General features: G+C 42.7%; 27 protein-coding genes. 4 read left to right on the forward strand and 23 right to left on the reverse strand.

Going from position 1 to position 26,936, the window contains the following annotated elements; all coding sequences use genetic code 11:
* Positions 1–6 precede the first annotated feature (6 nt).
* The 4 genes from GC097_RS05310 to GC097_RS05325 are packed head-to-tail and all read right to left on the reverse strand — an operon-like array spanning position 7 to position 5,730.
* Positions 7–822 (reverse strand): response regulator transcription factor, encoded by an 816-nt coding sequence (locus tag GC097_RS05310; RefSeq protein ID WP_171682313.1) that lies wholly within the window; start codon positions 820–822, stop codon positions 7–9.
* Positions 823–846: 24 nt separating this feature from the next.
* Positions 847–2,295, reverse strand: a complete 1,449-nt coding sequence (locus tag GC097_RS05315) for a glycosyltransferase family 2 protein (protein ID WP_171682314.1) — start codon at positions 2,293–2,295, stop codon at positions 847–849.
* A 15-nt stretch (positions 2,296–2,310) separates the two neighbouring features.
* On the reverse strand, positions 2,311–3,480 hold the full coding sequence (locus GC097_RS05320; RefSeq protein ID WP_171682315.1) for a HEAT repeat domain-containing protein: 1,170 nt from the start codon (positions 3,478–3,480) through the stop codon (positions 2,311–2,313).
* Between the two features lie 21 nt (positions 3,481–3,501).
* Positions 3,502–5,730: a hypothetical protein gene (locus GC097_RS05325; RefSeq protein ID WP_171682316.1), complete on the reverse strand. Its 2,229-nt coding sequence runs from the start codon at positions 5,728–5,730 to the stop codon at positions 3,502–3,504.
* Positions 5,731–6,066: 336 nt separating this feature from the next.
* Here GC097_RS05325 and GC097_RS05330 point away from each other — a divergent pair, with 336 nt between their 5' ends.
* Positions 6,067–6,288 carry a helix-turn-helix domain-containing protein gene (locus GC097_RS05330; RefSeq protein WP_171682317.1) on the forward strand — a complete coding sequence of 74 codons (222 nt, stop codon included), beginning with the start codon at positions 6,067–6,069 and terminating at the stop codon, positions 6,286–6,288.
* Positions 6,289–6,378: 90 nt separating this feature from the next.
* On the opposite strand, the gene GC097_RS05335 is transcribed toward GC097_RS05330, so the two are convergent.
* Positions 6,379–6,561 carry a DUF4083 family protein gene (locus GC097_RS05335; protein WP_171682318.1) on the reverse strand — a complete coding sequence of 61 codons (183 nt, stop codon included), beginning with the start codon at positions 6,559–6,561 and terminating at the stop codon, positions 6,379–6,381.
* A 290-nt stretch (positions 6,562–6,851) separates the two neighbouring features.
* Here GC097_RS05335 and GC097_RS34090 point away from each other — a divergent pair, with 290 nt between their 5' ends.
* Entirely contained in the window at positions 6,852–7,007 is a 156-nt protein-coding gene (locus GC097_RS34090; RefSeq protein ID WP_246293970.1) for a hypothetical protein, read from the forward strand.
* Positions 7,008–7,219: 212 nt separating this feature from the next.
* Here GC097_RS34090 and GC097_RS05345 read toward each other — a convergent pair whose 3' ends face one another.
* The 7 genes from GC097_RS05345 to cysD form a co-directional block, all read right to left on the reverse strand.
* Positions 7,220–8,323 carry a slipin family protein gene (locus tag GC097_RS05345; RefSeq protein WP_171682319.1) on the reverse strand — a complete coding sequence of 368 codons (1,104 nt, stop codon included), beginning with the start codon at positions 8,321–8,323 and terminating at the stop codon, positions 7,220–7,222.
* A gap of 325 nt (positions 8,324–8,648) precedes the next feature.
* Entirely contained in the window at positions 8,649–8,804 is a 156-nt protein-coding gene (locus GC097_RS05350; RefSeq protein WP_171682320.1) for a hypothetical protein, read from the reverse strand.
* Positions 8,805–8,977: 173 nt separating this feature from the next.
* A complete protein-coding gene (locus GC097_RS05355) occupies positions 8,978–13,873 on the reverse strand; it encodes an S-layer homology domain-containing protein (protein ID WP_171682321.1) in 4,896 nt (1,631 codons plus the stop codon).
* Between the two features lie 555 nt (positions 13,874–14,428).
* Positions 14,429–14,818 (reverse strand): hypothetical protein, encoded by a 390-nt coding sequence (locus GC097_RS05360; RefSeq protein WP_171682322.1) that lies wholly within the window; start codon positions 14,816–14,818, stop codon positions 14,429–14,431.
* A gap of 12 nt (positions 14,819–14,830) precedes the next feature.
* Positions 14,831–15,646, reverse strand: a complete 816-nt coding sequence (locus GC097_RS05365) for a copper amine oxidase N-terminal domain-containing protein (RefSeq protein ID WP_171682323.1) — start codon at positions 15,644–15,646, stop codon at positions 14,831–14,833.
* Positions 15,647–15,893: 247 nt separating this feature from the next.
* The gene (locus tag GC097_RS05370) at positions 15,894–17,552 is read right to left on the reverse strand and encodes a GTP-binding protein (RefSeq protein ID WP_171682324.1); all 1,659 of its coding nucleotides are present in this window, start codon (positions 17,550–17,552) and stop codon (positions 15,894–15,896) included.
* Between the two features lies 1 nt (position 17,553).
* Positions 17,554–18,477, reverse strand: a complete 924-nt coding sequence (cysD, locus tag GC097_RS05375; protein ID WP_171682325.1) for a sulfate adenylyltransferase subunit CysD — start codon at positions 18,475–18,477, stop codon at positions 17,554–17,556.
* A 551-nt stretch (positions 18,478–19,028) separates the two neighbouring features.
* Here cysD and GC097_RS05380 point away from each other — a divergent pair.
* Positions 19,029–19,400: a hypothetical protein gene (locus tag GC097_RS05380; protein ID WP_171682264.1), complete on the forward strand. Its 372-nt coding sequence runs from the start codon at positions 19,029–19,031 to the stop codon at positions 19,398–19,400.
* Here GC097_RS05380 and GC097_RS35205 read toward each other — a convergent pair.
* The 9 genes from GC097_RS35205 to GC097_RS05425 form a co-directional block, all read right to left on the reverse strand.
* On the reverse strand, positions 19,329–20,084 hold the full coding sequence (locus GC097_RS35205; protein ID WP_171682326.1) for a DMT family transporter: 756 nt from the start codon (positions 20,082–20,084) through the stop codon (positions 19,329–19,331). The two genes, GC097_RS05380 and GC097_RS35205, sit on opposite strands and share 72 nt — an antisense overlap.
* Complete coding sequence (locus tag GC097_RS05390) at positions 20,075–20,527, reverse strand: hypothetical protein (RefSeq protein ID WP_171682327.1); 453 nt, start codon at positions 20,525–20,527, stop codon at positions 20,075–20,077. The genes GC097_RS35205 and GC097_RS05390 overlap by 10 nt, the downstream gene beginning before the upstream one ends.
* Positions 20,528–20,559: 32 nt before the next feature.
* Positions 20,560–21,123, reverse strand: coding sequence for a radical SAM protein (locus tag GC097_RS05395; protein ID WP_171682328.1), 564 nt, complete (start codon positions 21,121–21,123; stop codon positions 20,560–20,562).
* Between the two features lie 95 nt (positions 21,124–21,218).
* Complete coding sequence (locus GC097_RS05400; RefSeq protein ID WP_171682329.1) at positions 21,219–21,587, reverse strand: hypothetical protein; 369 nt, start codon at positions 21,585–21,587, stop codon at positions 21,219–21,221.
* A gap of 47 nt (positions 21,588–21,634) precedes the next feature.
* A complete protein-coding gene (locus tag GC097_RS05405; protein WP_171682330.1) occupies positions 21,635–21,877 on the reverse strand; it encodes a hypothetical protein in 243 nt (80 codons plus the stop codon).
* A 135-nt stretch (positions 21,878–22,012) separates the two neighbouring features.
* Positions 22,013–22,297 (reverse strand): hypothetical protein, encoded by a 285-nt coding sequence (locus tag GC097_RS05410; protein WP_171682331.1) that lies wholly within the window; start codon positions 22,295–22,297, stop codon positions 22,013–22,015.
* A 338-nt stretch (positions 22,298–22,635) separates the two neighbouring features.
* Positions 22,636–23,772, reverse strand: a complete 1,137-nt coding sequence (locus tag GC097_RS05415; protein ID WP_171682332.1) for an MORN repeat-containing protein — start codon at positions 23,770–23,772, stop codon at positions 22,636–22,638.
* A gap of 230 nt (positions 23,773–24,002) precedes the next feature.
* Entirely contained in the window at positions 24,003–24,647 is a 645-nt protein-coding gene (locus GC097_RS05420; protein WP_171682333.1) for a DUF7986 domain-containing protein, read from the reverse strand.
* A gap of 349 nt (positions 24,648–24,996) precedes the next feature.
* On the reverse strand, positions 24,997–25,278 hold the full coding sequence (locus tag GC097_RS05425; protein WP_171682334.1) for a hypothetical protein: 282 nt from the start codon (positions 25,276–25,278) through the stop codon (positions 24,997–24,999).
* A gap of 254 nt (positions 25,279–25,532) precedes the next feature.
* Here GC097_RS05425 and GC097_RS35210 point away from each other — a divergent pair, with 254 nt between their 5' ends.
* Entirely contained in the window at positions 25,533–25,871 is a 339-nt protein-coding gene (locus GC097_RS35210) for a helix-turn-helix domain-containing protein (protein WP_171682335.1), read from the forward strand.
* 247 nt (positions 25,872–26,118) lie between these two features.
* On the opposite strand, the gene GC097_RS05435 is transcribed toward GC097_RS35210, so the two are convergent.
* Both GC097_RS05435 and GC097_RS05440 read right to left on the reverse strand, forming a co-directional pair.
* Positions 26,119–26,706, reverse strand: coding sequence for an ATPase (locus tag GC097_RS05435; RefSeq protein ID WP_171682336.1), 588 nt, complete (start codon positions 26,704–26,706; stop codon positions 26,119–26,121).
* Positions 26,699–26,875: a hypothetical protein gene (locus GC097_RS05440; RefSeq protein ID WP_171682337.1), complete on the reverse strand. Its 177-nt coding sequence runs from the start codon at positions 26,873–26,875 to the stop codon at positions 26,699–26,701. The genes GC097_RS05435 and GC097_RS05440 overlap by 8 nt, the downstream gene beginning before the upstream one ends.
* Between the last annotated feature and the right edge of the window lie 61 nt (positions 26,876–26,936).

Raw genomic sequence — 26,936 nt, forward strand, 5'->3', positions numbered from 1 at the left:
CGTTTACTACCGCAGACGGGAACCTAGTTTTTTGATCCGCCATTCCAACTCCGAAATGGAGAAAGGCTTCGTCACATAATCGGATGCGCCCAATTCAAAGGCGCGGTCCATACTTTTCGGCAGCTGCTTATCCGTAAGAACAATCACCTTTCCTTCACTGGAATAGTCCCTTTTGATCTTATCGATCAATTGATAGCCATCAAGAATCGGTAAGTTCAATTCCGTGATCACCAAATTTGGCCTCGTTTTCTCGAATTTCTCGAGCGCTTCACTTCCGTCTCTGGCCTCTTCCACCTTGTAACCGTTAATCTCAAGCCGCAGTTTGACAAATTCTCTGCTCACTTCGTCGGGGTCCGCGATCAGAATGGACGAGATTCCCTGCTGAACACCTTGATTCATAAACAAATGAATATCTCTGCTCACCCCTTTCGCTTGAAGTGCTGTGTGGAGCAGCTGCGATAGCGACTGTTCTGTCAGTTCTCCGCTTTCAGGGAAGTTGGCGACAACCATTTGCCCCTGGAGCAAGCCCTGCCGTTCCACAAATTCTTTGAGAACGAGCGATGCATAGTGGGTGTCGATCAGCTTTTGCTCGGCCAGAACGACCCCGAGAAGGCCGTTTGGGTCCAAGTAGAAGCATTGAAGAGGCATCTCCGGCTCAAAGCCGCTCATAAAGGTCTGCAATTGTTCCAACACCTTCTGGTTGACCGCTGAGCACGGAGCCAGAATAATCCCGCATGAGGCACCTTCTTCATATGAGACCTGGACTCGCCGGGCCAACTGGAAAATTGCTTCTTGAATCGGATCATGAACTAATACCGCCATCTTCTCCACTCCTCTTGTTTTCTATTATTTATTAAAATTAGTTCGGACCATCGTTCCCCATGAGTTGTTGTTGCGCAGGAACTGGATATGTCCGTTTAACCTCCACCACACGCCAATCTGCCGGTAACCTGCAAACATCAAGAAGGAATATAAGATCATTTTGTTTAAATCGCTGAGTTTCGGATAACGGCCGAAGGAAGTCTCTTCAATAAACAAGGCCCCCAAACTTAAGGAAAAGCAGGAAAATAAATTCACTAAAGAAAAGATGACCACAGTCTTCCAATCCGTCATGTTCAGCATCCAGTACCCTAAAATAGCCAGCATACCGCTAAGACGGAAGTATGGATTCAGCGTTTCGAAGACAATGTTATAAGGAAGCGTTAGCAGCCCAAAAATTTTATATTTCGGACGCAGCACCATATGTATGCCTTCCTCAATCATATTTTTCAGATTTCCCCGCCCCCAGCGCTTGCGCTGGCTGCTCAAAATCCGATAGGAATCAGGGGCTTGCGTCCAGCAAACGGCATCCGGGCAAAAGGCTACCCGATAAGGGATCTTATTTTCCAGACAATAGCGGTGAAGCTTGATCACAATGTTCATGTCTTCGCCGGGATAGCCTCCCCGGTATCCCCCGACCGCAATCACCTTATCTTTCTGAAACACCCCGAATGCACCTGAGATGATAATGAGACCATTAACGACGCTCCAGCCTATCCTTCCACCCAGAAAAGCTTTCGTATATTCGACGTTTTGCAGCGCCGGCAGTAGCTTGCGGGGAAACCGGACATCCTTGACTATACCGTCTTCTACTGTGCAGCTGTTGACGATGCGGACGTTGCCGCCGACGGCGATCGTTTCTTCGGGATTCTCCATATAGACCCGGGCAATCCTCGTTAAAGCATCCTTTTCCAGCAAAGAATCCGCATCAATGGTTGAGATGAGCCGGTAATGGGAAAGATTGATGCCCGCATTCAGAGAGTCGGCCTTCCCCCCATTTTCCTTATCCACTAAATAGAGATTGGGGTACTCGGGATTATGGTAAACCCCTCTGACCCTCCCTGTCCGAATGCGGCTTGAAAGCACAGGATGAATGAGTTCCATCTCAAACTCGTCGATCATGCGCTGCAAAGTGTTATCCTGCGAACCATCGTTAACGACGATCACTTCATATTCCGCATAATTGAGAGCCAGCAAGGACCTTGCGTTCTCGATAATGGTTAATTCCTCATTATAGGCGGGGACCAATAAGGATACCGGCGGGAGATGACTGGAGCTGGATAGCTTATTCATCCGGTTATACTGGATACCCCGCTTGATTGAGAAAATATGACGGATCGAAAATCCGAATATGAAATAATAAAGCAGTGTTACGAGAACCACATAAAATAGAGCAACATAGCTGTAAAATAATAGGAATTCTCTTAACCGGTCCAAGAATGAATCCGTAACTACTTGATAACCAAAAACCCACATGGATGCGCCTCCCTCCTAAACGACACGATAAATTCGTGTATGTTTGCGAAATATTTTGTCATAGGTGTACATCAATGTGTTATATTGCGTGAGCTTGTCCAAATGGTGCAGCTGCATGGAGAGATGCTTAAGCTCCTCATCGACCAGCCCCTGCAGGAATTCTCCGCGTTCCGTGCTTTGAGCCGCAGCTGCGCTCTCACAAAGCGTAACCATGCCTTCTTCTCCCATTTTGAGCATACCTTTGGCACACGCATAAACCACACGCTGATCGGCGTCTGCCAGACTGGTTTTCATCATTTCCACGTAAGCGGTATTTCCAATGTTCGCCAATGCCTCTAACGTCAATCTGCGAATGTCCAGATTCGGATGGCTCAGCAGCTTGCTAACCACATTCTTTGGAAGCAGGCGGGAGCTTTTCAAATACACATCCACCGCTTTTAATTGAATGTCCTCATGTTTGGAATCCATGAGCCGGAAAACGGCCGAGGCAGCTGCCGGGTCGGTGTAATCGTGCATCCCTATCAGCCCGATTTGGATGTAGGCCGGATTCTCATGGTTCACGTATTTCGTGTACAAGGAAACCGTCTCCAGCTCCGACTCGGCCATGATATCGACGATCAGCTCATAGCATTTCTTATTGTGCCGGAGCAGGAGCTGGACTATAGCTCCAAGGTCCTGCTGATTGCGGGCGCACTTGGCCACAGCCCGGGCCACAACAAACAGCGAGGAATTCAACGGATGCTCCTTTAACAGTTCCAGCAAAGCCGGCACCGCCTCCTTCACCCTCATACACCCCAAATGATAGGCGGCATCCAGCTTCACCGGATAAGAGCGGTGATTGAACCTTGCCAGATGATGCTGCACCAAGCCAAGATCTTCGCAAAGCCGAATCAGCTTGTGCCGCTGCTCGCCCGAGAAGCACTCCATCATATCGTTCAGCTTTTCCTGCATCGCCTCCATTTCCACCTTGTTCATCGTCCATGGAGGGACTCTTAAAGGCTCCACACCGTCAAGATTGGCTTGAACATAGGTCAAGTAATCCTTAAACTTTGTTTGAAACCGGTCGAAGAGCTTCCTCCTTTGGATATTTCTCAGCTTGATCGCATAAATGAATGCCATGCAAACAAGATTAAAAGCAATAATGATATATAACGCTTGTATGGCTACGTTAAGATTTGTATACACTTCATGAACTCCTCTCCTGCTTCAGCTGCCCGATTTATCGGTAACGGGACCGTTAATCTTCTGCATAGCCTCTTTCATGATCGAGTAGCTTTGTTTGGGTCGTTCCACATAATCGACCTTCTCCTCCCATCGCTGCCATGTGTACTTCGGCAGACGGGATACCGGATACGGCTCCGCCGAATCTTCCCGGCCCAGCACTTTATTGTCCTGTACAATCCATGGTACGATGCGAACTCCTTCCACCTGAGTCACCTCGAATTTGTTCCGGCTCGGTTGGTTGTAGTTGATTACGCTCAGAGAACTGGGATCGCTGAATCCAAGCAGCATCCAAGGAATACGCATTTCGAGCACCTGATCGTGAACCTGCCACATCGCCTTGGAGTTATAATCAGGGCGAGACGGATCGCTATAGCCTCTCTCTAGTCCCCCAACCTCCACATCGCCGAACGGATGGTCAAACCGGGAATCCGGATGCTCCAGAAGATAATTCACAGCCAGCTTCCATGGTTTGAAAATCCCCGAATCGTCCTGCTTTTCCTTCGGATCGATATCCGGCAATCCGGAACGCTCATATAATCGAGCATGAAGATCATAATTGGAGGCGATCATCATGCGGCCTTTATTGTCGTCAGACAGCTCAATAAGGGTTTCCAATCCTTCATCCAATGTGACGCCAGGAAGCTGTGGAGCATGACGATTTCCTCCGGCTATCGTATCCACTCCAAGATATACGCTTCGCCGGGATGGATCGAAGGGTTCGGATAGCTTGGCCATCAGGTAAAGATAGCCTTCGTCATGCGTGGCCCAGATCTCTTCAAACCCGGGAACCTGCATATCCAGCCGCTGCTTATCGTCTCCAAGCCGCTCCCAATCCGAGGCGTCTCCGTCAATGGAAATCTTATTATCCTTGCTGGGGAACATCCCTAATACTCCGAAAAAGGACTCATTAGTCAGCGTATTATACCAGTACGCGCGTCGATCCGCTTCATCATAGCGTTGGGTGTTCCACGTCTTTTTGAACCATTCATCCTGCCACGTGAACAGAATCGCCCCCGCATAGCCGGCCCCATGAATTTCCTGCAGTAAATCGGCATCAATCTCACCCTGCTGCTTCTCGTTATGACCGCCTTGATTGCGGCCAAGTGTTCCCAAGTGGGCTACACCCACAGAAGCAGGCACGCCGTATTCGGTGACCATGACCGGCATGTCGGGGTGAGCCTCTTTTAATTTATGCAAATACGTTGTGTAGCTGTCGATTTGTCCCTTACTGTTGGTCATTGTCTGAAAGGTGCTATCAAATGTAAAAAAATCCGGGTAATACGGATACACATGATACGAGGCGAAATATCCCGCCTCCCAATCGCTCGCCGCAATATGGGTAGGATCGGCGCTGACCATATCCTCTTCAACTAGCGGCTCTCCCGGATGCTTCAGCGGATCGGTGGTCACCCAATTGGCGAATGCGATCGGATGCTGCCAGCCGTACTGGATTTCCGTTTGCGCCGCAGTATCCATCATCAAAGCCAGCCACTTTTCAAAGGCCGTCGCTCCCGGTTTATTGCGGAAGTGTTTCCCTTCATAATCGGCGGTATCCGCGTGCAGCTCGTCGGTTCCCTTCACCATTTTGGGCTCCCACTCCGTGCCGACAATCCAACTCATGAGATAAGGGCCTGCATTATATTTGTACACACCTCCAGCTTTTCCCGAATGCGGCTCGGGTGTCAGTGTCGTTTTTCCATAAACCGCCGCAACCGCATCTTTAATTTCCTGCTCGAATTTCTGCTTAACCTGGGGATCATACGCATCCTGCCCTTCAATCAGCTGTTCCTCGGGACTCCATATGCCCTGAATAAAAAACAGCGGATTATTCTGATGCGCCCTATTGTATTTGACCAACGCTTCATAGAATTCGGGCATCATAATCGTATAGATACGGATGACATTCGCCCCCATGTCCTGGATCATTTTGAACCATCGCTCATAATCATCCTCAGAAATGGCCAATTCACCGGGAAAGTGTCCGGGGATGGTCGCCCCCATATTTACCCCTTTGGCGAAATAAGGCTTCCAGGCTTGATCGGCATACTCCTCCATGCCCGTTCCATTAGTCCTAAACTTCACATGTGTGCCGTCGGCAGTCGTCGTGCTTTCTATTTTAATAAAAACAGGACGCAGCCAATAAAAGAGCACACCGGCTATAATCGCAATGACAAAACCGAGCTTTAACGCGTATTTGAACCACTTGCGCATCCTATTCACCTTCGATAGTTTCTGAAAATTATGCTTTCTGGTTGTCATGTTACGGCAATTAGGGCTGTTTGTCTGTTTTCTATCTGTTAAAAATTGTTATCCATTCAAGAAAATTGTGTTCCTTTTTTAAATTTTGTTATCAAAGGTTAAACATTTATTAGAAAAAGACATAGAGTGTTAACTCTATGTCTGGCTTCTTCGTATTTCGTTTGGATTTCTTGCAAGATTACCACCTCGCGTCATTACGCATTCGCGTACCATATTTTAAAATATTAAATGGTACGTTATTGCGTATAGTCAACAACTAAAACTGATTACTCGGAAGGTGATCTGACCATGGCAAAAAAGGTAATCGTTAAAATATCTGAACTTACAAATAAACACAACATTTCCTTGCGCGAATTATCCAGGCTATCAGATGTTAGGCATGCCGCGTTAAGTGAGTTGGCAAATGGGAAACGGGAGAATATTAATTTTAACCATATTGTGAGGATCGCGGAGGCTCTGGAGATTCAGGATATACGGGAGATTGTTGATTTGGTTGAGGTTGATGAATAGACAACTCAAGTGAAATAAACGATGATAAAACCCTAGATGCATTTAAGCTTCTAGGGTTTCTGGTACTTCTCGCTGGACGAACCATCTCATTCACGACTTATCTTTTCCAAGCAATTCAATTACTTTATCAAGCTTCTTCCCCATTTCAACATCGTGTTTCTTCTTCCAATCAAAGTATCTAATGCCACTTATCAACGCAACAACTAACAATACTACCAAAAGTAACGAAATCAGTTGCATTAAACCAGTTACTACCGAAAACGAAAATCCCATCTAATATTCCCCCCTCAACATATAATCTTTGATTAAAAATTATTAATACTTTCGGATGTCTTTTATTATATCACCAGTTTACAAACTCAGGATATTAGTCTAGTCATAGAGGGTAAGTTCTTCCTCGAAGCGGCGTTCGACTTGTGGGCTCGTTTCTTCGGGATAGAGCCTATAAAAGCAAAAAAGAGAAGACCTGAAAACTTGGCCTTCCCGAAGATCACGACTGCTCTATTATTCGTTTTATATGGTATACTTTTAGCAAGAAATACTGTGAGCGAGGTGTATGTCCTATGCAATGGCAAGAAGTTCGCAATATTTATCCTGATCAGTATGTTTTGCTTGAAATCCTGACTTCCCACACAGAGAATAATGTTCAGTACGTTGATGAAGTCGCTTTGGTTAGAGCAATTCAAGACCCACATGAAGCAACTAAAGAATTATTTTAGTGCAGGGACAACAATATCGTCTACCACACCGGTCAAGAGAAGATAACCATTGAAATTAGGCATAACCCATTATATAGGAGTAGACGAAATGCAGATTGAATATGCTTATAATCTACTCCAAACATCTATGACCATTTGCTATAAAGGATGATCTTTGACTATCAACAATTTAGTGATTGATACCGGCGCAGCGCATTCCCCGCATCCCGCTATTATCTAGCTCCCCCAAGAAGTGAATTCAACTGTTCCAGCAGATTGTCTCTGCCCGTGAGCGAGATCGTCCCGATTTTCTCACAAATTTTCTCGAGAAACTCAAGCTCCTTCAAGCGGAATAGGGTCTGATTCTCGTCCATCAACTTAGCTGTGTTCAGCAGACTGCGAGTAGAAGCCGTTTCCTCACGACGGGTAATCAAATTTGCTTGGGCTTTCTTTTCCGCCAGCAGCACAGTATTAAGTATCTCTTTTATATCCCCAGGCAGAATAATATCCTTTACCCCAGCAGAAAAGAATTTGACCCCGTAATCCTCACTCTTTTCGTTCAGACGGGACAGTACAAATGCCGCAATCTCTTGCTTCATCCGCAAAAGGTCATCGAGTTTCAATGTCCCGACGTATTCACGCAGAATAAGCTGCAATAGAATATAAACCTGATCTTCGAAGGCTTTGATTTCCAGTGCACGCAGCGGATTAATAATCTTGTACTGGCAGACGAAGTTTAAGCGAAGCGTTACCTTGTCCTCCGTCATCATTTCCTGACCGGTCATATCCAACTGTTGCTGCCGTAAATCCACGGTTTTTATCGATGCTACCACAGGCCCCTTCCAGAAATAATATTTTCCTGGGGCAAGCTCCTTCTGCATGACGTTGTTATAAAAAAGCATCCCTGTCTCGTGACTGGCCACTTCGGAAACATAAAGATAGCCTGCAACTTTCGCAAATATGGCTCTATCTATTTCTGCACCAACCTCTGGTTGGCGAATATCGACTCGCGTAAAATCATGACGTTTCAGCACATTCCAGAAAGCGTATTTACCGACTGTCATAAGGGATACGAACTTTCCATCCTCATAATGAAGCACATACTCATGATCTTGAATATTGATAACGGTCAGCTCTTCAAGCAATCGTTCATCCTGAAGAAATAAGTTCAAATCCTTCCCCTGTACGGCAAATGGCTTAGTAACATTCAACAACACGATTTCATCGTCTGAAAATGGAGCGAGTCGATAAACACCAGGCTGCAGGTGCTTCACATAACTGCCTTTTTTAAACAGTAATCCTCGTTCGTCAGCTTTAACGATAATTTTCTTAAACATCATTTATCTCCTCATTTCATGGAACTATTGTCGTGTGTTGTGACCTTTATTAGGAAACCCTCCTGATCAAGAAGCGGAGCCAAGCTTAAGGTTGGAGGATCGGTACCTGCGTACGAAACTTTCTGATGGCGAGGCGAACCCCATTTCAGCCCGCGCTCACTCATCTTGCCATTATGCAGCAAAGTACTTTATCTCTGAACCGGTATCCACAGGCTGCAGAGCTGCTTTCTCAGTGCCTACTTGAAGCCAGGATGAGGGTTCCCGCTAACAGGTCTAATTTGTTCATCGCTCGATGGGAAGTCGAGTATTCTACCAGAATCGCTCATTATGCGATTGGGGAATCGAACCCCAAATAGTGGTTTCTTACCGATCCGATCGTACAGGATACCGCAACATACCATGTACGGCACTGCGGGATATCTCGATATCCCCGCCTCGTTACGACCGTCCGAACAAGAAACAATGTATGATTAAACGCCATCTGGCGCTTACCACCTTACTTCATGCCTTACAGGTTCTATCTTCGCTTATTTTCGAAATAACGAACATGGCGGAAGTATTACGACGACGCATAAACTTTTCCATTCCTCCCATCCGAGACTAGAACACCAAACAACCCTACATCATTGATGTAGAGTTATTTGATTTAAAAACTTATTTAACGTCGCTAATTTGTTTCAGCATACGTACGACAACTGTGACCACTTGGGCCCTTGTACTATTTTGAGACGGAGCAAAATGAGTATCATCTACGCCGTTCAGCAATCCGAGCGTTGTAGCCGCTGCAACGTATTGTTTAGCCCACTCACTCATGCTGCTTGCATCTACATAGCCGTTCGGTTGATCAGAAACAATATTGCTCAATTTTTTACCAGTAACGTTCAAATACGCGTTGACTATCATGACAGCCAGCTGCTCTCGCGTAACATTAGCTTCTGGAGAGAAGGTGCTATCGCTAGTTCCTTCTACGATATTCGCAGCATAGGCAGCGTTCACAGCATCCACATACCATGAATCTGCAGCTACATCTTCAAAAGCTTTGGTTGTTGCTTGAGGGGACAGGTTTAGTGCTTTCTTGAGAATTGTAACAAACTGCGCTCTAGTCATATTGCTGTCCGGTTGAAAGGATTGATCGTCCATACCGTCGATAATCTTTTTGCCGACAAGTTGCTCAATGTCTTTTTGTGCCCAGTGTCCTTGCGTATCCGTGAATGTTTTTACGGCCATTTCTATCTTTTCCAACACAGCATACTTCGAGAAGTGTGACAATGTAGCGGTAATTGTACCGTCACCATTTACCTTGCCCCCCATGTAAGTCCAAGTGTTCGTTGTTTCATCCAACCAATACACACCTAGATTCCTAGCGTCCGTTACCTTTGACTGGTCATAGTGGAATGTAGCCTCTATCGGCGTATCAAAAGTTGTTATAGCCTTGTCTTTTTCGCCTAAAGAAAACTCCAATACCGGGGACGCCGTAGCGAAATCGCCAAATATCTGAATATCATTAGATGCGATTGTAAGCTTCACAGTTTCAAATTTGTATGCCCCGCTTAAGGAGCTAACAGGAAATTTGAACTGAACATCGTTAGCCTTGATAACAATAGGCTTGCCTTTATTCGCTGCATTCTGAGCAATGTCTCCCTCGAAGCTAACCGTAGTAATATCGAGATGCTGTTTAACCGTAGCATCAAGTATAAGCTCCTTATTTGCTTCTTTGGCAAGATCGATCAACATATCCACATGAGCCGGTTGGAAGGCATAAGTCATTTTGCCGTTAGCGTCACGCGTAGGTAAGCTTACGCCACCACCGCCGACACCACCGCCACCACCGCCTCCAAGGGCAGCAGGTTCAGCTTTATATGCTTTTGCAATCTTTATACTTGGCAAACCGTCGCCATGCTGCACAGAGAAATACAGACTTCCCTCCCCGGTTCCTAACTGAGGAATGGTAAAGTTCAGTGAAGTGGCATTCGGTGCAACTGCTTGAAGTAAGAATGAGTTAGCTGATGCAGAATCGCGGTACACCCTAACGATATCTCCATAATTCAAGCCTGAAACAGTAATCGTATCAGAGGTTCCGGACTTATTATTCGTAATTTCAATTTGATCAGGCGTCAATGATGGCCCATACGCCCGATCAATTATGCTTGTTGTAACAGGCATGCTCATCCCTGTAGAAGAAACGGCATAAACTGCAATCCGAGTTGCCCCTAATGGAATTTGGGTATTCATAGGGATATTGGCCTCATAAATTCCTATTTCACTTTTTGGCAGACTGCTGATTGCTTTGAGCTTTTTCAGTTGTTCATCGACAAAATAAATATCAAAACGCGTCGTAGAATTGGAGCTCATACTAGAATTAAAGGATATGGTCCCTCCTATTTCCCCTACATCACCATCGTAATCCGTCTGGTTCACTGTCACCATTAAGGGTTGACTTTCCGTCGGCAGGGTAGAAATAGGTTCACTTGCTATATTATCGGTCAAATTATAAAAACCCAATACATACCGGTCATTTGCCGAATTCATTGCCCATAGCATCAGGCGCCATGCACCCGCTGGGATTTGCGTATCTTTAATCGAAAGGCTGTACCGTTGTTGCCCTTTGTTTACCTCCGCAAAAGGAGGGCCTATTGAGTCTAGTCTTGAATCTAAAAAGCTAATAAAATATTTGTTCACGGCCGTTTCATTGACAACAGGAATCCAGTGCAGTACGCCATCAATTTTTCCGGCGCGAGCATCCAGATCTTCAAAGTAATCACTACCAGGATCGGCGTCAATTTTGTCCCAAAATCCAAAATAGAACCCGTTTGGACTCTCACCTTGACTGTTTTTGCCGAAAATCCCGATCCTTACAGCTCCTGATGGAATTGCAGTACCGCTAGGCAATGTAATTTCATAAGACGGATTATTAAACCCTTGATTAAGACGAATGAGATTACTTCTAGTTACTTCAGCGATCGATTGCAGTTTAACATTGTTACCATCGACAAAATAAAGTGCATAGCTTGTTGCCGGGCCTTCTAACGAGGCTTCGTACCAATTAATCCAACCGCCGAAGCTTCCTTGAGATACATCTTCATCCAAACTTCTACCCAATAGAATGTTTGGAGTCGGAATCGCTGGATTCGTTCCTACAATAACCGGACTGCTTGTCGTGTTATCAAAAATCTGCATCCGGTACAATTCGGTTCCAACATTCCCTTTCAGGTCTTTCGGTCTCATATCCATATAAATTGCACCTGCAGGCACAATATTCTCAGCAACATCAACACGATAAGTTATTCCGGGCGATGTATGTTTGGAAACACTATAGACATTGCCAATTTGGGTTCCAGAAGCATTAGAAAATGATAATTGATAGCCAGAATACCTAGTTTCGTTTGGGTTATACCATGAGACCAGCGGATGAATTTTCCCCCTAATTGGGTTCTGATCTTCCAATGTGTAACTAAAGTAGGGGTATGGACCTCCTTCGCCACCGTCGGTTGGAGGAATATCAACATAATCCGAGAGCTCAACAGTAGCGGCGGAAGAGCTTTCTCCAATAGCATTCTTTGCATAAATGCCTAAATATTTTGCTCCCACAAGTATGTCCGTATTTGGAAGGCGGTAGGTATAGTAAGAGCTATTTGCATTATAAGGAACTTCCGTTATTTTATTTCCGATTTTATTTTTATTTTGATCTAAGAAATACACGGTGTAACTGGTTACGATGGAAACACTTGGTGTCGCATGCCAATTGATGTTCCCGCTTATTTCTCCTGGAATGGGATCGTTATCGTAAAAATTAACATCAGAAACTGCAAGCGATGGCGGATTAAATTCTGGTGCACTATCATGTAGAGCCTGCATAGAAGTGAATTTCTGTAATGTTTTCCCATCTTCAGAAACCACAACAATTTGGCCGTTTGGCAAGTTCAACACATTTTTCGCGATGAATGGCAGATGGTATTGCATGGTATACGAATCACGATTCCAAACCGAGTCTTTTGCGAAAATATCAGCTCCTTTAGCAGCAATAATTGCAGCCCCAAAATAACCTTTCCATGCCGGAATCGGGAGAAGCGTATTTTTATCCAAAAGATAACTCGCGTAATATAGATCATTTCCGTTCATCGTGATCACGCCTAGTGCGTTGCTGTAAGCTTGGGAGACTGCCTGTTGTGAAAAATTAGTTAGATCGAACTTAATTGCCGTACTTGTGGAATAATATTCCTCTTTCCCGAAGTATAATGCATTGTCCCCTAGACTAAGGATCATACGACCTGAATTAATGTTTGTAGCGTAATTAGCCCTAGTTCCGGTAACAGTATCAATGACCTTAATTCCCGGATTTGATGCGGTGTAGATCAGCTTTTGATTACCATATACAACTTGACTAACAAAATTGCCGACATCCCATGAATAGACAGCTCCGTTGACGCTTGTCTCAGAAAGTGTATCCACTTTCATAATTTGTGTCGCTGATGCATTGCCAATATATAGCTTGTCATGGTCAATAAATAATGAATTAGGGTTGGATCCTATGGTTCGGGTTTCTTGAACTGTCATGTCGCTTGTTCGAATCCTCATCAACTGATTGCTTTCCGAATAGATGGCAAACAGGTTTGCACCATCACTGCTGTATACGAGATCGGTCACCGACTTATCTAGTACCAGCTTTTGGCCGTCAGTCTGCCAAGATACCGGGGGAGTGGACGGCGCCAGATTCACATTAATAATTTGTATAACATTGGGAATGTTAGGGTTCCAACCATCTGATCCTGTATAAGAATAAACATGATTCTGACTATCCATTAAAATTTTTCTTGATGCCACAGGAAGTTCGGCAATTTGAGTAAATCCTTCCCGATCATAAACATAGCTATGGTCTGGCGCGGCATTTCCGGAATTAAACGAATGACTGGTAAACACCGTGTTGCCATGAACATACATCGCGTCTTCTTGATAGGTACCTTGAATAGAGGTTAAATCTGTATTTTTAAAGCGATAGCCTGCATAAAAAACCTGGTTCCCATCAACAATAACCTTTCTGGCCGGAAAACCAAAACCGTAACCATCACGATAATTAATTTTTGAAAGTGGCTGCAAAGTCGAAGTGCTATAAGAAAAAAGTTTGGAGCCAGTCGAGCCCGACTCGCCAATAAACAGAATATGGTTTACCGTGTCAACAGCGAGATCGGGTTCAGCATAATCCCCCCTTGATCCCGAATCCAGCATTGTCTCCGCTTGCGTTGTTAAATCGTATGATGCCACACCCGACGAGCGATATTCTGTATAGAACAGCTTGTTTCCGTCGATTGCCAGTTCGTAAGGCTTTATAGAAGTATTAATCGAGCCCACTACTTCCTTTTGAGCAATATCTACAATAGCAATAGCCTTTGTTCCTGACAAAGCGACATAAATCTTGCTGCCAGATTGTACTAAATCTGAAGGCGCAATGCCGAGCGTTACTTTCTTCTCTATCTGAAGGTCGCTCATTCGAATAAATAGTAGACTATTAGCCTCACTAGAGACAGCATAGATATATCCATTCGCTTCATCCATAACCCACTCCCTGATAGGATTGGTAAGCGTAAGCGAGGGAGATGTTTCAGTTCCTGCGTATGCTTTATTGACATTTATCCCAGGCAATATGGCAGATGAGAGAATCATAAAGATAGCCAATAGAACTATAGATATTCTTTTGCTTATTAAACTCCTGTACATTCTGGAATGCATGAAATGATCCTCCCATTTTGGACTTTGACAACTTTGATCTAAAGTTACTTTTGTCAGTAATATACTACAAATTATTAATAGAAATTACGAGAATACATCCCCCTATTCATTCAAAATCAAACTTTGCAGTTCGAATCCCTAGATAAGCAGGATTGTCTGCTCTACCAATTCTAATGACTTCGTTACATGAGCCAAATACCCTCTAACTTTGTAAAAATTTAATAATTCACCCCCCCATAAATCGACATTAGAAAATTACCACAATACAGAAAGTATGCGGCACCGTGGACACAAAAAATATCCCTACATCACTATTCACAATGATGCAGGGATACTATTTTTCAGAATATTCCCATTAGCTCTAAATGCCGTACTAGGGGTTTATTGATGAGTCTTTGTTCCCTCTTTCCCTGTATAGGGATTTACGTTTCCAACAGTACTCCAATTGTTATTAAAACTTGAATCTGGATGGGAACGATGATGAGCAGGTACAAACGTTCCATCGCGCTTGACATAACTATTTACAGAAACAACACCACTTGATTTATGCGATGTAGTTGAATAATGCTTGGTGCTGCTATGGCTGCGCACACTGCTCTTGCGACTTGTTGTATGATTTGTGCTTTTTTTGGTAGATTTTGATTTATGACTTGTAGTACTGCTTCGATGACTAGTGCTTGATTTGCTACTGCTTCCCTTAGCTAGTACCGTGTCAGCCATGCTAAACAGTAAGAGTGAAATAATGGAGCAATAAATTACAATTTTCTTCATCAGAGTCTCCTCCTAAAAGTTTTGAATTTTACCGTAAAACTCCCCAAATCTTGCGAATGACGAGTCCATCGTTTGTTTAGCAAGATTAAAGGCATTTGTCTCTTGAGATTGATATGTATCTAAAATAGAATCATCATTTGTTTTTATGTAAGTTGAAATTATCGTATATCCGCTTGAATACATGTTAAGTGCGCTTGTTAAATTATTGAATAATGAATCTACATCCGAAATATCAATTCCTTGGCTTGTTACAGTTTGTTTCAAGGCTAATATATCTTTTTGGGTAGAGGGTATAAGATCGTTTTTAAGGCTGTTTATAGAAGCCTGTGCGTTAGCAAGTAAACTAATTGCGTCTGGTTCTTCAACATTATCAATAACATCACCATACAGATTACTTATATTCATTACTTGCTTAGCTAAATCATTAATCTGCATATAGGCATTACTAATTCGACTGTAAAGTTTTAGTTTTGCAATGTCATCATCATACTTCTTCTGAGATATATTAGCTTGATCAGAAGTTTGCGCATTATTGGGAGCTGAAATAGTTTGCTTTGGAGTGGTTATACTCGCTGTATTAGTTTCACTATTCCATTCAACCTTTGCCCCTAAGGCCTCGGAAACAAAACGAATAGGTACTACTGTCCTTCCGTAAAAGTTTACCGCAGGTACGTCTCCTTGAACTTCTTTACCATCCACATTGACACTCACAACTGTAAAACCATTGTATACTGGTGCAGTTGCTGTAGCAGAAGAAACACATGCCGTTAGTAGCATAACAGTTGATGCTATAACTAATTTAATAATTTTTTTATAATTTTTTTTCATGTTGATGACAAATCCTTTCGAAGTACTATGGATTCTATTATACCTTAAAATGGAAGTTGTTGCATAGATACGACTGAAGAGTTGAGTTACATAAGATTAGATAAAAATTTAGCTTCTCCCCCCTACTGCGGAAAAAAAATATCCCCACATCACTATTCACAATGATGCAGGGATACTATTCTCCTACGTATTAATCAAATATTTCACAACTCGCTTCACAACATCACTCATCCCAGGCTTTTTCACACTATATCGAATAATCCATATCTTTGTTGTTAATCAAATACTTCACAACTCGTTTTACAACATCATTCGCATCCTCTTCAACGGAGGCCTTTCTTGCATCCGCATCTATTTCGATAAACGCATCGCCAAAAAGCTCCCGCGCTCCCGCGTACGCAGCATCCGCTGCTACCAACGCAACAAGCCCCGCGTCGTTCATCAATTTCGCCACTTCCGCCAAACGCTGAGGAGATTCTCCAGCACGGTTCTCGAGTAGCATCGTATGGTAACCTCTCGCAACCAAACGTTTCTCGACTTGCTTCGCAAGTGCTGCTGTCGCCGAAGCTGAGCCGCCAAACCAGATGGTTAGAGGATTTTGACCTTTTTGCTCGGCACGAACATCTCTCGTGACTTCTGCAAGCGGCTGCGTCCCTTTGTCGGAGTTTTGAAGTGCCGCATCGATAACGCCGCAAGCGGAAGTCATATTCGTAACGCGATCGATCAGAATAAAGCCGCCGATGCTTTTATTTAGTTCGAACGAATCGAACACGATATCATCCGAAAGCGAAAATTCGCATTTCGCCAACTCATTTTTAACCAACTGATGGGTTGGAACCGTATTGCCGGTATTAATATCGATTTTATGCTTAATGGCTGTTACCGTACCCGGCAGCACTTTCGTGCCCACTTTGACCAAATAATTTTTCCCCGGCGTCAGCACGGAGTCATCCATCCAAAGAATCGTTGCGCTAAAGCTATCCGCCTCTTGGATTTTACTATCCTTCGTGAAAACACAGCCGCGCGAAACGTCGACTTCCCGATCCAATTGGATGGTTACGGGTTGTCCGGCATACGCATAGTCCCGATCTTGGTCGGTCACGAGGATGCGTTTCACTTTCGCCTTCTCACGACTAGGCAGCGTCGTCAACTCATCGCCGACCGCGATGCTCCCAGCCTCGATCTGGCCTTGGAAGCCGCGGAACGTATGGTCCGGCCGGCATACCCGTTGAACAGGCATCATAAATTCTTTCGCATTGTCGTTCTGGTGGACATCTACATCTTCCAAATACGGTAGCAAAGCCTTGCCCTCGTACCACGGAGAATTCAGCGATTTCTTCGTTATGTTATCCCCTTCCGTTGCCGAAACCGGGATGACCTGAATGCTTTCAAAATGGAACTCTGCCGTTAGCTCGGCGAATTCTTGCTTAATCGCATCGAATTTTTTAGGATCAAAACCGACCAAATCCATTTTGTTGACAGCCAGAACAAGATGTTTAATGCCCATCAGCGCGCAAATCCGAGTGTGCCGCTTGGTTTGGGTAATAACCCCTTTCGTTGCGTCCACAAGAATGATCGCCAAATCCGCAAAAGATGCGCCTACTGCCATGTTGCGTGTATATTCTTCATGCCCCGGCGTGTCCGCGACAATGAAGGAGCGGTGGTCCGTCGTAAAATACCGATAGGCCACATCAATCGTAATCCCTTGCTCACGCTCAGCCAAGAGCCCGTCAAGAAGCAGCGAATAGTCAATTTTGCCGCCGCGGCTACCAAGTCTGCTGTCCAGTTCCAACGCTCTTTCCTGGTCGGCGAACAAAAGCTTTGCCTCATAAAGCATATGTCCAATTAAGGTGGATTTCCCGTCGTCTACACTTCCGCAAGTAATAAATTTAAGCAGACTTTTCATTTTAGAAATACCCCTCCCGTTTACGTCTTTCCATACTTCCCGCCGCCTCTTGGTCAATAACCCGGGTTGTCCGTTCAGATGATACCGCACCAAGCGTTTCCTCGATAATGGCATCCAGCGTATTCGCTTCCGACTCGGCTCCGCCAGTCAGAGGATAGCAGCCTAATGTGCGGAACCGCATCTTCTTCATTTCAATTTTCTCATGCGGCTCCAGCTTCATGCGATCATCGTCCACCAAGATGAGATGTCCGTCGCGTTCGATGACAGGTCTTTCTTGAGCAAAATAGAGCGGCACAATATCAATATTTTCTCTGCGAATATATTGCCAGATATCTTTTTCCGTCCAGTTGGAGATAGGGAAGACGCGGATGCTCTCACCTTTGTTAATTCTTGTGTTGAAAAGCTTCCACATTTCCGGCCGTTGGTTCTTCGGATCCCAGGCATGATTCTTATTCCGGAACGAGAAAATCCGCTCTTTCGCGCGCGACTTCTCCTCGTCACGTCTTCCGCCACCGAACGCAGCCGTAAATCCGTATTTATCCAATCCCTGTTTCAGGGCTTGGGTTTTCATAATATCCGTATATGCGGACCCATGATCGAAAGGGTTAATCCCTTGCTCAATCCCCTCCTGATTGGAGTGAACGATCATGTTGATGCCGAATTCTTTGGCCTTGCGGTCGCGGAACTCAATCATTTCTTTGAACTTCCACGTTGTATCGATATGCATGAAAGGAAATGGCGGCTTCTCAGGATAAAAAGCCTTCAGCGCCAAATGCAGCATCACCGAACTATCCTTCCCGATCGAATACAGCATCACGGGATTTTCACACTCCGCCGCTACTTCCCGGATAATATAAATCGCTTCAGCCTCGAGTTGATCCAGATGCGTCATTTCTTGTATGGAATCAAGAGTCATTTTTTGCATCGAAAGGTGCCTCCTTTTAATTCTTACTAAATCCATCGGTATTTTCTTATATACTATCAGATTCTAGCTTTTATGCAAAGTGGAAGAAAGTGAAAATTTCTATATTTCTATTATATTTCTCGAAATTTGTCGCAGTTTTTTTGAAAGCGTCGCTTTCATGTCGAAATAGTCACTGTATGGCGTTAAAATTCACTTTAATGTGATGGGATGGAAGGGTTCGGAAAAGCGTGGGAGCCCGGCCTCTGTTCATTTTATCCGTGCGAATATTAGATATTCTACCGTAATGAATGAAAGTTTTTTGCATAATTATTATTTTATATCGTTAAGCTTTATGCTTTCCAGTAAACTTTGAATAAAAGCGGCTAACTTCTGCTTCAATTGTTGATTTTCTTCATTCAATCGTTCAATTTTTTTTAGGGACAAAATAAACAACCCTATCTTACCGACAGGTGGTTTTGCGAGAATCCACAATGGCTACAGCTCATTTTGCAATAGGCAGACTCATGGCAAAGAAAGGTCGTAGGGAAGCGGTCGAACATTTGGAGTATTGCATGAAACTCGATGATGCATCGGTGCCCCAGGCCTCTCGACATCTTTTCTTTTATTATATGCATAACGGTAACAAGGCTTATGCAAGCCAAAGTATAGAGAGAGCTGTTGCCGCATCCGAACTGCAAGCTCATAAGAACAGGGAATCTACAACAGTAGGGTCTAAGGATGTACTTGTCGCGGAGCAGCCTAGTGAAGAGGATGTGGCGATAATAAGAAATGAAATGAGTAAACATGCGGCAATTGAGAGGGCACACATACTGAAGAAGAAGACTACGTACACGGTGGATAAAAAAATTTATCTAGTCATTATGGAATTCTCGCTGTTTCCGCATTTCCATCGATATACTCACCCTCTTCTTGCAAAGAAATGAAGAAACGATAGACACTACAGCAATAAATATAAATTCATAAGGAGTAACTTTGAAAAAACGAAAATTATCGATCGATGTTCCAATTAAAATAATAGGCAACAATGAGATTAGCTTAATATAAAATAAAGTGACAGATGGATTTACAGATGAACAGTATTTTTTGGAGATTGCATTTCCAATTGCAAAAAACAAAGTATTGCCTAGTACAAAAAGTATACCTATAAGATTAAAATCTCTAACTTCACTATATACAAACAAGAACCCCCCTACTACTGAGACAAGCATTAGCACCCATTGAGCTATAGAAACTTTTTCTTTGAGAAAAAAGAAAGAGATCATCAGAGCAAAAAGCACGTAGTTTCTTCCAAGCAGCGAAGACATAACAGGGTCAAGTAAATATAAACTAAGGTAGAGACATATCGTAGCAAAAGCATTTATAACTGAAATAACGATAAGTGGTTTCAATTTAGAAGTAGTAAACTTTTGTTTGGATAGTTTTAAAACGACTATTGCAGTAATTAACGAAACAAGAGTCTCAATCGCAGCTGCTTGAATGGGAGAGATTTCTTTCAACCCAATCTTAATAGCCGGGTACCATATTGCTGTTAAAGCGACAGATAGAATTGCAAATAATATGCCCTTTGTATTTGATTGTGAGTTTATCGTCAGTAGGATTACCCCCATTGCTTATTCATGAATAAACGTATCATAAAGATTTTTAACGTTTTCGCTTTCGAAAATATGTACTGCAATATCACTGTATTTTCTACCTTTACGGGTAAGCGTAAAAATACCCCATCTTTAGATTCAATAAGTTCATTTTCTTTCAACGCCTGGAGCTCATCGTTAAATATAACTTCTATGAATTCATTAAAAGTTAATTGATACTGACTTGTGTCTAAGCCAGGGTCTAACAATGAAAGTAGAACAAACTTCCTTTTTTTCTCTTCCTCATTAAATAAAAAGCCATCGTAAACAACATCCTTGAAATCACAAGTAATATAATTTTGTACAATTTCGTTAACGTACTTCCCTTGGACCTTATAAGGCAAACAATAATGGACATCAGGTGCATAGCTTCTAGAACCAACTCCAATACCTAATGTAGGTACTCCTTGAAACTCCATTCTTTGTTGTTGATACGTGGAAGTTTTAGTTTTTACATATCTAACAATTGTCTGGTTTGTACGCCAATACTAACCCTATCAAACCCAATTTCTTTAAGTGCTTTAACGTAATCGTTATTTAATTTATCTGGAGAACATTCTATGCAAGATTCTACATCACTTGACCAGTCTGTAAATTCTTTATGGAGTTTATTTTGTATTTTTTCCAATTGTTTGATTGAAAGAACGTTAGGTGTACCACCACCATAGAATAAGGACTTAATTGTGGGATTTCCTATGTATTCTTTATAATGATCAATTTGCCTGATGACTGCTTCCACATAATTATCAAGAAGATCGCTATCATTTTTACCTACTGCCATTTTAAAAAGATTACAAAACGAACATATTCTCTCACAAAAAGGGATATGAATATAAAGGTTTAATTCAGTAAGTCCTGGCTTCCAAATATCTTGAATTCCAATATGGTTCATAGTTCTGTACGCCTTTTTATGAGGATATCCATGTACATAACCTGGCCAAAAATCATTTTTAATTTGAAACTTAATAGAATTCGAGATAAATTCTTTACGATCAGTTGGTGAAATTGTTTGCATTTATTCGCCCCCATAAATTGATATATTCATCATAAATTGAATAAATTTACATGGGTTATTTTACCAATAATAGATTGACAAGTAAATGATTTTATTTACAATAAATTAATAACATTATAAAAAAGGCACCCGTAAGCTTGCATGCGGTTGCCTTCTTTTATAATCAAGCAATAAACAATCGATTCACACGTTTCGGCTTTAATATCGGGCAGCGTGTTCAGGATCGCTACAGCTTTACCTACATTTCCTTTTGGGAAAAATGTCCGCAGTTCATGCCTTTCATTCCTATGCTGAAAATGTGCCATCACTTGCAGCAGCACTGGCGTTGACACATCCGCGGCAATATCAGTGAACTTCTCAACCATAGGGAGAGCGATCTCACTGATCCTAAGCAAATGATCCAGTCGTCTAGCGAACTCGCCGGCGCGATTCTTCAATAGATCCACAGCTAAGCCTGCATCCATCTGGCGAAGCGCATGCTCAACCTTGTTCCCGCATTACTCTAGCAACTCTAACCGCAACCGCCTCTCTGGGCGCCTGAACTTGCGGGATACATAGGCCGGAACACGACATTCGCCCCTACCAGCGACTTTAGGTCATCCACCAACGGATGATACATGCCTAGAAACTCATCAACCGACAACGTTTGAAGAACGTCAATCAGCCTTTTGGAAAAGGTGAATCCTAAGTACTCTACATTTTTCATTGCTGTTGCGATGCATGTGAGAAGAAGACGGTTATGACCAGGATGCATCATGATCTTCCTATTTTTTCTTAGATAAATGGTATTTGGAGGGGGCGAACATGGTGGAAGTATGGCGACTTTGCTAAAATCGCTTATTTATTAAATGCAAAAAGCGCTGGCACTTCCCTGGCCAACGCTTCTTACTTATTTTCTTCTGTAGAACTTCGCCCAACTTCTAAGCATTTTTTCTTTTGAAAATCTTGACTGAAGTCTTACATTCGTTTCCCACTCGAGAATTGCCTGTTCTTTGGTCTGATAAAACCTGTAATCACATATATCCCAGGAACAAAACAACTTTCTGTAAGATCTCCCATTTTCAATAATCCCGTCATATCGTCTTACCGCTTTAGCTGCTTGTCGTTTGGCCCACCTGGTTCTCGGAGAACTATGATCCGTACAGACTGGTGATTTTTTGTAACTTCTGCTCATTGGTCTAACCTCCTTGGGGGAAGTTAGAGGCCGTCCAATTTCTTCATGTACTCACCTCTTTCATTTTCATGTTTTTAACTATTTATATATACTGGATTACTGTAATAAATGTTGCTGTACAACTTCCAATAATTCAAAAAACCTCCACCGTTTGGTGCGAGGTTGCTGGAGTTTAAAAAAGCTAGAAATCATCCAGTGAGGTTTTTGCACAGCGAACCCACCAACTGGGAAGAAGAAAAAAATCCTATTGCAAACATACCTGATTGTGCCAATTTAAGATAGTCTAAACTATATTCCTTTTCCATTGTTAAAGGATCAGATCAATCCAAGATATTCGTTTACTTCAGTATATCGCCCTTTGTCGGAATACGGACTCCCTGAGGCATATTAAAGGAAGATACACCAGAGGACTGCTGCACGCCAGGATTCCGTATCGTGATGCTGATCTTCAGATTGGTACTTCCCAAGTAGTTTGTTCCGTTGCCCGTTGGTATATTGTCTACAACTTCTCCTTCATACACAAGCTTGCCATTATCGTACATCTTGCCGGTTCCGTTGGCATTTCCATTCACGAAATCACCGTCGTATGCAATCGAGCCATTCATATAAAATTTGCCTTTACCCTGATAAATACCATCCTGATGTTCTCCATCATAATAAAGCGTTCCGTATTCGTAGAACTTGCCTTTCCCTGACATGACTCCAGATGTGAACTGACCTACATACTTATCCCGCTCATCGTCGGAAATAAATGTGCCCGTTCCGTTGTATGTACCGTTCTTGAACGTTCCCGTATATCTTATTTTTCCATTCGAATGGTATTCAGTTCCCGTTCCCTCAGGAATAACCGAATCTGAGGTAACCTGCCCAGCGTATTGCAGATAACCTTCGGGAGCATAAATTTTGGCATCCCCCAATTTATTATTCTCCGGACGTGTCATTTCCGAATACACGCTGCCATCCTCGTTGTAACCTATGTCCTGAATGACTCCATTTACTCTTTTTCCTTCTGAGCGCAGTTTCCCGTCTTCGAAAAACGTTTTGCCGACCAGAATTACTTTCCCATTCACGAATTCGCCTTCATAACGCTTTTGTCCGTTCGGGTAGTACGCTGCCCCTTGTCCATGCGCCACACCATTTACTACCTCACCTATATATTTGTATGTTTTATCGGACATTTTGACCGTCGTTTCTTTCACAGCAGCGCCAGGCTTATCCGCTTTGGCAGGCACTGACGATGCAGTCGCTGGCTTGCTGGCAGTCGCCGCTCCATTCTCTCCAGGCTTGAAGGTGCTGCCCGGCGCCGGTTCATTGGCAAGGACAGGTGAAGCGTTCTGACCAACAGGTATGGAGGCAGATGGTCCAGAGCTTACGTAGACAGGCTGGGCCGTGATTTTCTCATACAGGTTGTAGGCCAATGTTCCACTAATAGCAAGAAGAGAACCTAACAATAAAATAGCGAGCACATTCTTCATGTTGTCACCTCGAAGATTATTTAATTTTGGCTATCATCTACATGACGGAAATACATATATTTCCTACATAGACAATGACCTGTTTTCTACGTTAACATACTAGAGGTGATTTTGAAAGTATCAATGGGACGTTTTCCGTTCAACAGAAAAGCAAAGAAACCTCTCAACTTGAGAGGTTGTGAAGACCCTGTTAATCTCCTACATTGCTAATCAATCCGATTTCCTCTAATTCAATTTACTTTCTCAAACCTCATTAAAATCCCGTCCGAACGATTCAAATGAAAAAAGGTGATAAAGTTGTCCAGCGAGGTATCGCCGCTTTTCAGTTTCTTAATCATTTTCCGGCTTCGATTCAAAATGTAATCTTTATGATCAATGGAAAAAACAAATCCTAAGCCAGATGTCATGCTAAATCCCTCAAGATCGAGCACTCGTGTGTAAAGCAGGGGACTGCTTATTGTGTTATTGCTTAAACTAATATCAATGATTTTAATAGGCTCGTTTAAGTCATTCAAAATGTCATTTAGCATAAGCACTCCTTCCATCTTATCGACGTGTATGACCTCGTATAAGGAAGCTTTTGATTGCAGCATTGCCGCTATCATTTCGTTCTCGATCTGATTCTCTGAGGAATAGTTCTCTGCGAAAAGCGATAATGTACTCTTTCCAGCCCGAAATTTTTCATAAATATTAAAGTCATATAAAGCATCATACTCAGCCTCATGTTCCATAACCACCTTATTCTGGTTGTTAAGGATACCCAGAGTAAGAGCAGCTTGTTTGAAATCAGCTTCAGCAACGTAATCATCCAAAATTTTTGTATGTAGTTCTACTTGTGTTTGTCTATATTGCTTGTACCGCTCAATGTTGTTCAACGTTATTCCCCCATTCTGAATTTAGTTCCTTTTAATAACCGCGATGCTATCTGATCCCCATACTTAAGTAAAGGGGGGAAATCTTAAAGTAAATCTACCTAATAATTTGATTATTGTCCAATCTAACTGTTTAGATTAGAGGTAAATCAAGATGAGGGCTGTTTGACGCTTACGATATTACACCCCCATTATCTGTACTAACCAATTCAACCTTTTTATCCTTTTATTCCGCTGCGACCTGATTTGGTGAGCTTACTACTTCACTTCAGGCTTAAAATAATCTGATTTTCCACGCCCAGCGAACACTAATATGAGCCCTAATTATAAAATTATATAATTATTACTATATTTAACTTTTGTGCAACTCACTTGATTCAGCATTTAAACTTTTTAACTTATTTTCAAGAATTCCCTTCTCCAGTTTTAAATGAAGCAGCTCTGTATCCAAGTCCTGCCCGATTGTATGCACTGCGGTGACAATGTCCTCTGCTGTGAGGATATGAATAGAATCTGCGTTACGGGAGATATACTTTAAAATGATGTCGATGAATTCATGGCAGAGGCTGATTCTTTGAGTTAGGATGGATTCTTCTTGCAGGACCTCTTCGTATTTGGTTTGGATTTCTTGCATGGCTGCCACCTCCGATAAACTTTGGGTTACTTTAAGGACACCTTCTGTGTCTGAGTTAAATGCTAGTTCACTAAACTGTATGAGATACAAAGGCCAAGATAACTGCATTCCCATGAATATCCAGACACATTATGTGTCATATATATTTAATATATCGTATTATCCTTAAATCCTCAAGCATAAATGAAACTTATCGTGTCCATCATAGTAGCAAACGAATTATGTTACTTATAATGGTTTTGAGGTGATAATACGTGTTCGGCAAACGTCTAGCAGAACTTCGAAACAATAAAGGCATTAGTCAATATGAGCTTGCAACACAGATGAACCTATCACGCGGACAAATCGCTAATTATGAACAAGGCACTCGTGAACCTGATTTTGCAACGCTTATTGCATTGGCTGACTTTTTTGAGGTAAGCCTGGATTTACTTCTCAGTAGAGAATTGAAAACCAACGTAGAGCTAGACAATATTGCGTTTCTGACTGGGAGCAAAGAGAACCTAACACCAGAAGAAGCTGACTATTTAAAAGAGAGTCTTAACTTGCTTCGTAAGTATGAGTCGCAATTAGCAAAAAAGAATAAGCAATAAAACCCACCCTACAAAGGTGGGTTTTATTGCTTATTCTCGCCGATCGTTTCAAACTAACAGCGGAATTAAATTTACATGCACGGTATGAGGGAACATATTGCACATGTTGTGATCTGTTACACTTTGTTTCATTTCCAAATATCACCCAATAATTGCCCATAATTAGGCAATATCCATGATTGCAATAATCTATAAAGACGCTCCTTAAAAGAAGAAAAGAACAGCCCTAATTACACGGCTGTTCTTGTTACGGTTCCAGCTTCTGTACAATACACTCAATCCAAGATGGAATAGAATCCAATCGGTGGGTTATTGAACCATCGTCCGCACCTAGAATAATTCTTCCCTCCGATAAACTGTTATCAATCACAATTAAATGATCAATTAAATCAAGATGTGCGAGTAAATTTTGAATCGATGTTTGATGCCGCCTTATGATATCTTCAGAGGGGATATGATGTCCACCATTTTTCACCCGTACTGCCACTCTCTCAAGATTCAAATGATAATCGCCTAAACCGACATAAAACATTGTAACTTCAAATCCATTAGCCTTGGCATCACGCATAAGCCGGATGGCATTACCTCCAGCCAATGTAGTTTCAACTGAAAAATCGCGTCTATTCCGAATACACTCCTTGGCCAGTTTAATGGCTTCTTTCCCTGCAGATATTTTACGACTTTCAGGATGAATCGAATCGATTCCCCGCGCCAGAGCATCGGGATCAATATTCACACTGATTCCGAGCCGATCAACAATGAGGTTTCGAATCGTACTTTTTCCGCTCCCATTATTCCCAGCAAAAATGTACATGATCGGTAAAAGCTCATGCATGCGGGGCATCCTGCTCGGTAACTGGAATAACATGACCGTCATTGTATTCCTTTACAATCTGGCCCTCTACGGTTTTATAAACAATGTATGTCTCATTAGCTTTAGCATCCAACTTAGCGCGATCACCAGTAAGTTTGATAAGCTTTTGAAGATCTTTGATTTGATTCATGTTTTCACCGTCCTATAAGCTAAGTATCAGCATCTTGTTTTAATTATAACATATATAATTT

This window comes from Paenibacillus planticolens, assembly GCF_013141725.1.
GTDB classification, from domain to species: Bacteria; Bacillota; Bacilli; order Paenibacillales; family NBRC-103111; genus Paenibacillus_E; species Paenibacillus_E planticolens.

Coding starts and splice junctions, on each gene's coding strand:
- GC097_RS05310 (WP_171682313.1), bottom strand. CDS start 822: ATGGCGGTATTAGTTCATGATCCGATTCAAGAAGCAATTTTCCAGTTG.
- GC097_RS05315 (WP_171682314.1), bottom strand. CDS start 2,295: ATGTGGGTTTTTGGTTATCAAGTAGTTACGGATTCATTCTTGGACCGG.
- GC097_RS05325 (WP_171682316.1), bottom strand. CDS start 5,730: ATGCGCAAGTGGTTCAAATACGCGTTAAAGCTCGGTTTTGTCATTGCG.
- GC097_RS05330 (WP_171682317.1), top strand. CDS start 6,067: ATGGCAAAAAAGGTAATCGTTAAAATATCTGAACTTACAAATAAACAC.
- GC097_RS05335 (WP_171682318.1), bottom strand. CDS start 6,561: ATGGGATTTTCGTTTTCGGTAGTAACTGGTTTAATGCAACTGATTTCG.
- GC097_RS34090 (WP_246293970.1), top strand. CDS start 6,852: ATGCAATGGCAAGAAGTTCGCAATATTTATCCTGATCAGTATGTTTTG.
- GC097_RS05345 (WP_171682319.1), bottom strand. CDS start 8,323: ATGTTTAAGAAAATTATCGTTAAAGCTGACGAACGAGGATTACTGTTT.
- GC097_RS05350 (WP_171682320.1), bottom strand. CDS start 8,804: ATGGCGTTTAATCATACATTGTTTCTTGTTCGGACGGTCGTAACGAGG.
- GC097_RS05355 (WP_171682321.1), bottom strand. CDS start 13,873: ATGGATGAAGCGAATGGATATATCTATGCTGTCTCTAGTGAGGCTAAT.
- GC097_RS05360 (WP_171682322.1), bottom strand. CDS start 14,818: ATGAAGAAAATTGTAATTTATTGCTCCATTATTTCACTCTTACTGTTT.
- GC097_RS05365 (WP_171682323.1), bottom strand. CDS start 15,646: ATGAAAAAAAATTATAAAAAAATTATTAAATTAGTTATAGCATCAACT.
- GC097_RS05370 (WP_171682324.1), bottom strand. CDS start 17,552: ATGAAAAGTCTGCTTAAATTTATTACTTGCGGAAGTGTAGACGACGGG.
- cysD (WP_171682325.1), bottom strand. CDS start 18,477: ATGCAAAAAATGACTCTTGATTCCATACAAGAAATGACGCATCTGGAT.
- GC097_RS05380 (WP_171682264.1), top strand. CDS start 19,029: ATGAAACTCGATGATGCATCGGTGCCCCAGGCCTCTCGACATCTTTTC.
- GC097_RS35205 (WP_171682326.1), bottom strand. CDS start 20,084: ATGGGGGTAATCCTACTGACGATAAACTCACAATCAAATACAAAGGGC.
- GC097_RS05390 (WP_171682327.1), bottom strand. CDS start 20,527: ATGGAGTTTCAAGGAGTACCTACATTAGGTATTGGAGTTGGTTCTAGA.
- GC097_RS05395 (WP_171682328.1), bottom strand. CDS start 21,123: ATGCAAACAATTTCACCAACTGATCGTAAAGAATTTATCTCGAATTCT.
- GC097_RS05400 (WP_171682329.1), bottom strand. CDS start 21,587: ATGGATGCAGGCTTAGCTGTGGATCTATTGAAGAATCGCGCCGGCGAG.
- GC097_RS05405 (WP_171682330.1), bottom strand. CDS start 21,877: ATGCATCCTGGTCATAACCGTCTTCTTCTCACATGCATCGCAACAGCA.
- GC097_RS05410 (WP_171682331.1), bottom strand. CDS start 22,297: ATGAGCAGAAGTTACAAAAAATCACCAGTCTGTACGGATCATAGTTCT.
- GC097_RS05415 (WP_171682332.1), bottom strand. CDS start 23,772: ATGAAGAATGTGCTCGCTATTTTATTGTTAGGTTCTCTTCTTGCTATT.
- GC097_RS05425 (WP_171682334.1), bottom strand. CDS start 25,278: ATGCAAGAAATCCAAACCAAATACGAAGAGGTCCTGCAAGAAGAATCC.
- GC097_RS05435 (WP_171682336.1), bottom strand. CDS start 26,706: ATGCATGAGCTTTTACCGATCATGTACATTTTTGCTGGGAATAATGGG.
- GC097_RS05440 (WP_171682337.1), bottom strand. CDS start 26,875: ATGAATCAAATCAAAGATCTTCAAAAGCTTATCAAACTTACTGGTGAT.